At 51.6% G+C, this 10231-nt stretch carries 5 protein-coding genes; 2 read left to right on the forward strand and 3 right to left on the reverse strand.

Going from position 1 to position 10231, the window contains the following annotated elements:
• The coding region (locus tag HMPREF1051_RS04435; protein ID WP_196794306.1) for a transposase at positions 1–186 on the forward strand (186 nt) is incomplete at its 5' end.
• 245 nt (positions 187–431) lie between these two features.
• On the opposite strand, the gene rpoD is transcribed toward HMPREF1051_RS04435, so the two are convergent.
• The 3 genes from rpoD to HMPREF1051_RS04450 form a co-directional block, all read right to left on the reverse strand.
• Positions 432–2381, reverse strand: coding sequence for an RNA polymerase sigma factor RpoD (gene rpoD / locus HMPREF1051_RS04440; RefSeq protein ID WP_003764943.1), 1950 nt, complete (start codon positions 2379–2381; stop codon positions 432–434).
• A 220-nt stretch (positions 2382–2601) separates the two neighbouring features.
• Positions 2602–4374, reverse strand: coding sequence for a DNA primase (gene dnaG, locus HMPREF1051_RS04445; RefSeq protein ID WP_036491834.1), 1773 nt, complete (start codon positions 4372–4374; stop codon positions 2602–2604).
• 314 nt (positions 4375–4688) lie between these two features.
• Positions 4689–7841 (reverse strand): TonB-dependent receptor domain-containing protein, encoded by a 3153-nt coding sequence (locus HMPREF1051_RS04450; RefSeq protein WP_003764950.1) that lies wholly within the window; start codon positions 7839–7841, stop codon positions 4689–4691.
• A gap of 504 nt (positions 7842–8345) precedes the next feature.
• Between HMPREF1051_RS04450 and HMPREF1051_RS04455 the strand changes: the two genes are divergently transcribed.
• On the forward strand, positions 8346–9782 hold the full coding sequence (locus HMPREF1051_RS04455) for an NAD-dependent succinate-semialdehyde dehydrogenase (protein WP_036491836.1): 1437 nt from the start codon (positions 8346–8348) through the stop codon (positions 9780–9782).
• The last annotated feature ends 449 nt before the right edge of the window (positions 9783–10231 follow it).

Here is a 10231-nt window from a genome sequence, read left to right on the forward strand (position 1 = left end):
CGTATGGGTGTCTTACGGAAAATGGCGGAAAAATGGGGACATAAGGTATTGCCTCTTGCACCTTATTCACCTGAGCTCAACCCGATTGAGAAGGTGTGGGCGAATATTAAGCGGTATCTGCGAACCGTATTGTCTGATTACGCCCGATTTGACGATGCGCTACTGTCCTATTTTAATTTTAATTGACTATATGTTTTGGTTGCCAGCCGGTCTAGAAAAGATAACGCGATGTAGCGTGGACTTTGCCCACGAAGATGATAAGTAAAAAAGCTGCTGAAACTTTCTCTATTATCCGCGGGCAAAGCCCACGCTACGGGTTTTAACCAACCGTGCAATGAATGCAAAACAGGTCGTCTGAAAACGTACAACTCCTGTTTCAGACGACCTCTTACCCATAAAAAACCGCAGGGATAAACCTGCGGTTTGCTGTTTTACAGTTTGCTGTCTTCGCTGTCGAGGAAGCTTCTGAGGCGGTCGCTGCGGGTCGGATGACGCAGTTTGCGCAGGGCTTTGGCTTCGATTTGACGGATACGTTCGCGGGTTACGTCAAACTGTTTGCCGACTTCTTCGAGCGTGTGGTCGGTATTCATGTCGATACCGAAGCGCATACGCAGGACTTTGGCTTCGCGCGGGGTCAGGCTTTCGAGGATTTCTTTGGTGACTTCGTGCAGGCTGGTGTACATTGCGGCGTCTGCAGGGGCAACGTTGTTGGCGTCCTCGATGAAGTCGCCCAAGTGCGAATCGTCGTCGTCGCCGATTGGGGTTTCCATCGAAATCGGTTCTTTGGCGATTTTCATGATTTTGCGGATTTTGTCTTCCGGCATTTCCATCAACTCGGCAAGTTTGGCGGAATCGGGCTCTTCGCCGGTTTCTTGCAGATACTGGCGGGAGATGCGGTTCATCTTGTTGATGGTTTCAATCATGTGCACCGGAATACGGATGGTGCGCGCCTGGTCGGCAATCGAGCGGGTAATCGCTTGGCGGATCCACCATGTTGCGTAGGTGGAGAATTTGTAGCCGCGGCGGTATTCGAATTTATCGACCGCCTTCATCAAGCCGATGTTGCCTTCTTGAATCAAATCAAGGAACTGCAAACCGCGGTTGGTGTATTTTTTGGCGATGGAAATCACCAGACGCAAGTTTGCCTGAATCATTTCCTGCTTGGCGGCTGCGGTTTCTTTTTCGCTCGACACCATGTTTTTGTTGATTTCTTTCAGCTCTTCGATGGAAATGCGGGTTTCTTTTTCCATGTTTGCCAACTCGGTTTGTTTTTCGAGGATGGCGTGGCGGAAGCGGTCGAGCGCGTCGCTCCAGACCCTGCCTTTGGCAACTTCTTCTTCCACCCATTTCAGGTTGGTGATTTCGGGCAGGAAGTTTTGGATGAAGTAGTCGCGTTCCATATGGACGCGGTCAAGGCAGATGTCGCGGATTTCGCGTTCGAGCTTGCGGATGTTTTCGACACGGCTGCGCAGGTTGCCGCTGAGGCTTTCGATTTGGCGGGTGGCGAAGCGGACTTCCAAGAGCTTGTTGGCGATGGCGTCGCGGTGTGCCAGATAATCGGGGTGGCGGCTGTCGTGTTTTTCCAGCTTTTTGATCATCTTGCCGTATTCGCTTTCGATGAAGGCGAAGTGTTCCAGCACTTTTTGCTTCAATTCGGCAAGATGGGCAGCGGACATGGCTTCGGAGTCGCTGCCGGAATCGTCGTCATCGTCGTCTTCATCCGCTTCATCTTCTTCACTGCTGCCGGAATCGTCGTCGTTTGACGCGCTTTCCAAGTGTCCCAAGCCCAATTCGTTGAGCAACACTTCGTTCGGGTCGATGATGGCTTCGACCACTTCGTCCACGCGGATTTCATCCTTGCGGATTTGCTCGATCAGCTCGAGGATTTCGGCAATGGAGCCCGGACAGGCGGAAATTGCCTGCACCATGTTTTTCAGGGCGTTTTCGATTTTTTTGGCGATGATGATTTCGTCTTCGCGGGTCAGCAGGTCAACCTGCCCCATTTCGCGCATATACATACGCACGGGGTCGGTGGTTCTGCCGAATTCGGAGTCCGCGCTGGACAAGGCGGCTTCGGCTTCGGCAACGGCATCGTCGTCGGTTACGGCAGCGGCGTTGTCGCTCAACAAAATGTCTTCCGCATCAGGAGCCTGCTCGGTCACTTGGATGCCCAAGCCGGAAATCATGCTGACGATGTTGTCGATTTGATCCGCATCGGACATATCGTCGGGCAAGGCGTCGTTGATTTCGGAATAAGTGATGTAGCCGCGTTCCTTACCCATGATGATGAGCTGGCGCAGGCGGGCGCGCTGCTCTTCGAGGGTCAGCGGACGGTTGTCGTCCTGTTCTTGATAGTCTTCGTGATTTTGGTCTTTAGACATGGATTACTTTCTTGATCTGATGGTTTGCCGACGGTTTGCATGATGCACCTGAAGGCGGAACAGAGTTACAACCGATTTAAATTCAATCTGCCAGGTTGTAACGCTGAGGTCGTCTGAAAGCTCTTTGGAACGGGTGTTCTGCGGGATCATGTTCGCAGCTTGGGACAATGCTTTTCTGACGGCCTGAAGGTTGCTGGATTCGGCAGGGATTGCCGTTCGTTCAATTTTGCTTTGCGGTCAAAAGCGACAGCAAGAGTTTTTTTTCATTTTCATTCAAACCCGATTGCAGGCTTTTCTGCTTGAGAGTTTCGATTTGTTTGTATTTTAACTCGTTAAGGAGTTTCTTCATGCCGATTTGGAAGTTCTCGCGGTCTTCTTCGCCTCCGCCTTCCATTTCTTCAGAATAGAGTGTCGATTGGAAGATTTGGTTCACGGTTTCTTCGTAAGGAGAACCGCGCATATACTCTAAAACCTGCGCGGTAGCAGGTACGGCGGCATGGCTTTTAATGGTTTCAGCAAGATTGGCAAGGCAGGCGAAATCGCCGTCCAACGCCAAATAATCGGGCAGGTCTATATATGCAGCCCAATCCGGATTTATCAAGAGGCTGCGGATTTGCCGTTGCACCAGCGTCAACATGACAGGCTGTTTGACGGAAATCGGAGGCAGTTTGTAGCTTTTTTGTTTGACGTGCCGCTTCGGCGCTTCCTGCCCCAATAGTTGGGCGAGATTGTCGGGATCGATGCCGACCAGTTCGCTAAGCCGTTGTTTCAACAAATAAGCCAATGCCGGCGCGGTAATCTGCGCCAAAAGCGGCGAACTGGTTTTCACCAATTCCGCCTTACCTTCCTGCGTATTGAGATTGAGGTCGTCTGAAAGATGTTCCCAGAAATATTCCGACAAGGGCTTGCTTTGATTCAACAGCGCGTCTTCAAATTGCGCTTTTCCGTAGGCGCGGATGTAGCTGTCGGGGTCGTGTTCTTCCGGCAGGAATAAAAAATGCAGCGATTTATCGTCTTTCAACTGCGGCAACGCGTTTTCCAACGCGCGCCAAGCCGCCTTCCGCCCCGCGCTGTCGCCGTCGAAACAGAAATAAATACTGTCCGCCTGACGCATCAGGATTTTGACGTGTTCCGCCGTCGTCGCCGTGCCCAAAGCCGCCACGCCGTAGCCCACGCCGAACTGCGCCAGCGCGACCACATCCATATAGCCTTCGACCACCAAAATCCGCCCTGCTTCCTTGACCGCGGCACGCCCCTCATACAATCCGTAAAGGTTTTTCCCTTTATCAAACAAAGGCGTATCAGGCGAATTCAAATATTTCGGTTTCGAGTCGTCCAACACCCTGCCGCCAAAACCGATGACCTGCCCGCGCGGATTGCGGATGGGGAACATAATCCGATGACGGAAGCGGTCGTAATGCCGCCCCTCATTGTCAATCACCATCCCCGTATCCACCAAAGCGGTATTCGGGTACGGTTGGAACACTTGCGCCAAAGGCTGCCAGCCGTCGGGCGCGTAGCCCAAACCATAATGCGCGATGACTTCCGCGCTCAAACCGCGCTTGTCCAAATAAGCCTTCGCCGCCAGATTGAATTTCAACTGTTGCGCATAAAAATCAGCCGCCGCAGCCGTCGTTTCCTCCAGCGTCTGCTGTTTTTTCTTACGTTCGGCACGGACTTCAGGATTGTCGTTCTGCCCGCGCACTTTAGGCACAGCCATGCCCACGCGGTCGGCAAGAAACTGCACCGCCTCGGGAAACGACAGCCCCTGATGTTCCATCACAAAACCAATCGCCGAACCATGCGCCCCGCAACTGAAACAATGATAAAACTGCTTGGTCGGACTGACCGAAAACGACGGCGTCTTTTCCTTGTGGAACGGACAACAAGCCATATAATTCGCCCCGCCCTTCTTCAGCGGAACCTGCTCGTCGATAATATCGACAATATCGACTTTGGCCAGAAGCTCGTCAATGAAATCGGATGGAATCATAGTTCGGCGGATGCGTATGGACGGGACAAACGTTTTCAGACGACCTTTTATCTTAAAGGTCGTCTGAAAACGGAATCTCGAATCGGTTTGAAAACAAGGTTCGTATTATAACGTGTATTCAGGATAAAAATAGCACTCTTACAAAACCGACTCCTTAGCGGACAGCTTGTGCAACAGAAACCCACGAGGTCGTCTGAAAATTCGTTTTCAGACGACCTTGGGTACTTAAAACCTGTATTCTGCTTTGGTGACAAAGCCCCTGAATATCCTCTTCCCAATATCGAAATATGGGGAAATCCTAATTTGAAATTACTTTAAAACTTGCCCGTAATCCCTATCCTGATCGTCCTGCCCGGTGCGGGCATATAGGAACGGCTGAACGGGTCCATATAGTAGCGGTTGGTCAGGTTGGTGCCCACCAGTTCAGCGCTGATGTTTTTGTTGATGCGGTAGCGCAGATAGGCATCGACTACGGCCGTGGCCGACCAGCGCATGTTTTCTATGCCGTCGATATAATTTGTATTAATACCGTAGTTGCTATTGACCGCCTGCTGGAATCCGACCCATGAATCTTTGCGGCTTTTGTATACGTCGCTGTGCCAGTGGAAGCGGGTGCCGACATCCAGTTTGTTTTTCAGGAAACGCGCGCCCAGTTCGGCATCGACCGACCAGCGCGGCTGCTGCATGGATGACAGGTAACCTCTGATTTCCACTCCGCCGGGGAAGCAGGTCGGTGCGCGTACCAATGGCTTGCTGCCGCTGCTTTGGACATAAAGTGCCAATACTTCGGACTGTGCGTTGTCGGTAAATGCGGCACCCTCGTCGCAGACATCGTTGCGGATGGTACGGATGACGCCGAGGCTGCCGTATACCTTGCCGGTATCGAAGCGGGCGGACAATTCCGCGCCGGTGCGTATCTGCTTGTCGAATTGTTCGAATTCAAGCTGGTCGTTGCGGTCGATGATGTTTTTGGTGGTGTTGCGGAAATAGTTGATGCGGAAATCGGCCTTGCGCATTTTCGGGAACATTCCGGTCAGGTCGTGGATATAGCCGACCTCGAAATTCTTGCCGCGTTCGGGTTTCCATTGGTAGCCATAGCGGTTTACCGAGGTGGTGTTAACCCTCGGGCTGATGGGAACACCTGCAGTACCCTCGAAAATGCTAGGAAAGCGCAAGGTTTGGGTATAGCGCAGATAGGCGCGGGCATAGTCGGTCAGATTGAAGGTTACCGAGGCGGCGGGCGCCCAGCCGCTGCCTTTCTGCTTCTGCGCCTGCTGCTTCTGCGCCGGTGTCAGTGCGCTTTTATAAGTGTAGTTACTTGCAATTTCGGCCGTAAGGTCTTGGAATTTGTTTACAAAACGCGGGCTATTGGGATCGGCCGGATTATAGGCGGGATTCTCGACACGGGTCAGCACTTTGGGATTGTTCAATACCGGATGGTCGGCCATATTCAGTCTGCCGTATTGGTCTTTGGTCCAATCGAAACGCGCTCGATTAGCATACGCTGGTATACCCATACCGTTAGATCCTTCGGGAATGATTTTGGCAGATGCATCCAACATGTCTTGTGTCGCTTCGCATGTAGGAGACATGATGCAGGCATCGGCTTTTTGGTAGGCTTCGTAATCCTTTTTCGTCGCCACGACATCGGCGGTATATCGAAGCCCCCTGTGGGCTTCCAATTCACCGCCGTTGTCTAAGAATTTTTTGACACTGTCGTCTTGCAGGGAGAAGTTGGTATAGCGCGCGCCTACGGTCAGCGTCAGCCACGGGCGCGGCTCGAAGCGGAAATTGAAACCGAGGTTGTATTCGCGTCGCCTGCCGTTGCGCGGATAGGTGATAACGTCGAGAAATGGGTTGGGATAGAGCGAATCTTCACCGATTTCCTTTTTGAAATGGTCGCCGTATAAATCGGCAAATTCATTGCGTGTTGCCAGTTTTTCGTTCTGAAAGTCGCCCAATACGGTCAGCTCAAGATTGTCGCGCAGCTTCATGCGGTTGGAGAAATTGAAACCGTTGCGGTTGTTGGTGGCATAGAGTGCCTGTGCTTGGCGGGTATTGAAGCGGCCGTCGGTATTCGGCAGGCCTTCATCTAAGCCGGGCCTGTTGCGGCGCAGGCCGTTCCTCCAATTATCGTAAGCCTCTCCCCAAGGGATATCCATCCAAGCGATATCGCCGGGAACACCGCCGGAGGAATTGGTTTTGGAGCGGGTGCGGGTGGCCCATAGCGAGGCGTTCAAATCAATCCAGCGGCTGCCTTCGGGTTTCCACGAATAGTCGATATTGTAGGCGCGCTGCTTGACCCACGCCTGCGGCCATTCGGCGATTTTGTTTTGGGAATCGACATTATCACCTTGGAAACCGCCGCCGCTGAGGATGCGTGATGGCATAACCTCGCCGAAGGTGGAGTGCGTATGGCGCAGGCCGAGTTTGATGCTTTGGTTGTTCGGCAGGCGGAAGGTGGTTTTACCCAGCCAGGATTCGGTTTCCAGCGAAGTATTGGCTACCTCGCCTCCCGGCGTGTAGAAGAGGCCGATAATGGGGACATCGGGGCTGAGTTCCTTTATCCCCTGTTCTTGTTCCAGCCTGCGGAGGTTCTCGGCATTGTCGGCGGAGTAGAAGCCGTAACGGTGCGCGCCTTTTTTGCCTGAAAAGTAATTGCCCTTGTTGCGGTAGGCATAGGTGAGTATGGCATCGAAATTATCTTGTTTGGTCGCAGCGGCGATGCGGTAGGCCTTGTCTTCCGAAAATTTATGCTTGCCGCCGAAGCGCGGGGTTAATCTGTCTGAATCGTCTGCATAAAACCGCCAGTATCCGCCTACTACATTTTCAGGATGTTCCAAAGTGCGGTAATCCACGTTTTCGGCATAGGTGGCTTTACGCGGCTTGATGGAATTGTTGCTAGCCTCTGCCTTGATTTCCACGCCGTATTTCTGACCTTTGGGTACGATGTCGTCGGCCTCGAGGGTTTTCAGCGCCACCGAACCGCCGATACCGCTTTTGACCTCGCGGTTGAACGACGGGCCTTTTTCCACATACACGCTGCTGATGATATTAGGATCGACATAGTTGCGGTTGTTTGCGCCGAACATGCCGCGCCAGACGGTAATCGCCTGCTCGGTGCCGTCGATGGTAACGGGGATGCGCCCCTGCCCCTGCACGCCGCGGATATTGGGGTCGAGCGCGCCGCTGTTGCGCGCTTCGCCGCTGTAGACTCCGGGCAGGCCGCTGAAGAGGTCGGATACGGTGTTGCCTTTAAAGGTTTCGACATCCTCCTTGCCTTTGTAGAGGTTGACGATTTCGCGGGTATAAACTCGGCTTTTACCGATTTCATCTTTATTGCGTGTGCCTTTGACGGTAACGGGATCGAGAATGACGGTCGGCGTATTATCGGCAGCATAAATGATGGGAGAGAAACCAATGACGGCGATGCAGGCGGCAAGGGTGTTGACTTTGACTGGCTTCATAACGGATTCCTTGTGTGGCGGAATGTCAGACAGCGTCGTCTGAAAGTTTTCAGACGACCTCGGAAAGGTTTTGCCGCAAGTCAGATTGGAATATAAATATAATGATTTTGATTATTATTTGTATGATTTTTTGAGATTTTAACAAGTTTTTAAGCGCATGCAAACATTTGCCAGATATATCCGCATTCAATAGTTAAAATGATTTAAAAACCTATTCCATTGTTTAACATAAAAATATTCCATTTTTTATATAACCCATATAGGCAAACAAGAAATTCAAAAATAAAAATTGCCTGAATATGTCTTATCAGCCGGTCAAAACACTTTCTTACCATTCAAACGAAAAGTCCTAACCAAGCCCATAAGGCATTTTCAGACGACCTTTTTAGCCACCTGCTTTGGATTCCTCTTCTCATGTGGCTCAAACTGCTCAAGCAGTTTGCGCTTTTATCCTATGAAGAGAATAATGACTTCCATCCATCATCTATACACACGAGGGCAGGCATGAATTCTTTTGCATCATTGTTAAACCATCCCGATATTTCTTTTCTTCCGATTCCAGACAGCATCAAAGTCGATAATCCGGCAACGGGCGAGACTTTGGCGTTTGTCCGCACGACTCGTTCAGACGACCTCAAACTACTGATTCAAAAGGCGGAGGCTGCACAAAAATTATGGGCGGCAAAAACCGCGTTGGAACGCGCCGATGTGTTGTGGCGTTGGTATTTTTTGATCAAGGAAAACAAAGAAGAACTGGCGCGCATCATGACGATGGAACAGGGCAAAAGCCTGACCGAGGCGCGCGGCGAAATCTATTATGCGGCTTCGTTTGTGCGCTGGTTTGCCGAAGAAGCGCGGCGGATTGACGGCGATGTGCTGACAAGCGTGAAAGCGACGCAAAAACTGGTCGTGTTGAAACAGCCTGTCGGCGTTACCGCCGCGATTACGCCGTGGAACTTCCCGTCTGCGATGATTGCGCGCAAGGCCGCGCCTGCTTTGGCGGTGGGCTGCGCGATGATAGTCAAACCTGCGTCGCTCACGCCCCTGAGCGCGTATGCGCTGGCCTTGTTGGCTTACGAAGCGGGCATGCCGCAGGATTTACTTCCCGTTGTCAGCGGTCGCGCTTCGGAAATCAGTCATGAATTTGCCACGAACCCGACCGTGCGCAAAATCAGCTTCACCGGTTCGACCGAAGTCGGCGCGAAAATTTTTGCCGACAGCGCGGCGGACATTAAAAAACTCAGTTTGGAACTGGGCGGCAACGCGCCGTTTATCGTGTTTGACGATGCCGATTTGGACAAAGCCGTCGAAGGTGCGCTCGCCAGCAAGTTCCGCAACAGCGGCCAGACCTGCGTCTGCACCAACCGCGTGTACGCTCAATCCGGCATTTACGACGAATTTTGCCGCAAACTAAGTGAAAAAGTGGCCACGCTCAAATTGGGCAACGGCCTGGATGAAGGCGTGAACCAAGGGCCGCTGATTGAGGAAAAAGCGGTGGAGAAAGTCGAGCAACACATCGCCGACGCGCTCTCCAAAGGCGCGGTCTGCCTAACCGGTGGCAAACGCAGCGCATTGGGCGGAACGTTTTTCGAACCGACCGTCTTAAGCGGCGTAACGGCGCAAATGGCGGTGGCGCACGAAGAAACCTTCGGGCCTTTGTGTCCCGTGTTCCGCTTTGAAACAGAAGCCGAAGTCATCGCGGCCGCCAACGATACGGAATACGGTTTGGCGGCTTACCTCTTCACCGCCGACACCGCCCGCCAGTGGCGCGTCGGCGAAGCCTTGGAATACGGCATGATCGGCATCAATACCGGCTTAATCAGCAATGAAGCAGCACCGTTCGGCGGCGTGAAACGCAGCGGGCTGGGACGCGAAGGCAGCAAATACGGTGCGGACGAATATTTGGAATTGAAATATTTGTGTATCGATGTAGCGGATTGAGTTTAGTCTCAGGAGGTCGTCTGAAAACGTAACTTCAGCAAGATAATCTCCCCCTATCTTTGTAGCAGCACTCTGAAAAAATTGGCGGAAATCAACAAATACGCGATACAAGACTAGCGTGTCGTGCAACTGATGAGTTCGCCAAATATTTTGCTGGGGCAACGACACCAAATTTTAAGGCTCACTGGATAGTATGGGAAAGTCTTTTATGTAGCCCGCGAATGGGCAGGATAATTAACCAATACAACAAGTTAAAAGAAATAGTAAATTTAAAATCTGTTTACTTAGAGAAAATAAACGTGAATTGAAAATCTAACTTTCAAAAAGGTCGTCTGAAAAATTTCTAAAAGCCAGCCTTGGAGCAATTGATTTTAGAATTTTGTGAAATATCAGTAAATTATGGAGCTTATTTTAAGTATGATAAGGAAAGTATTTATCTTTTCGGCTGT

This window comes from Neisseria sicca VK64, from assembly GCF_000260655.1.
Classification (GTDB): Bacteria; Pseudomonadota; Gammaproteobacteria; order Burkholderiales; family Neisseriaceae; genus Neisseria; species Neisseria sicca_B.

Bases quoted from the DNA above. Each gene is read 5' to 3' on its own strand.
- HMPREF1051_RS04455 (WP_036491836.1), top strand. From the start codon at position 8,346: ATGAATTCTTTTGCATCATTGTTAAACCATCCCGATATTTCTTTTCTT.
- HMPREF1051_RS04450 (WP_003764950.1), bottom strand. From the start codon at position 7,841: ATGAAGCCAGTCAAAGTCAACACCCTTGCCGCCTGCATCGCCGTCATT.
- dnaG (WP_036491834.1), bottom strand. From the start codon at position 4,374: ATGATTCCATCCGATTTCATTGACGAGCTTCTGGCCAAAGTCGATATT.
- rpoD (WP_003764943.1), bottom strand. From the start codon at position 2,381: ATGTCTAAAGACCAAAATCACGAAGACTATCAAGAACAGGACGACAAC.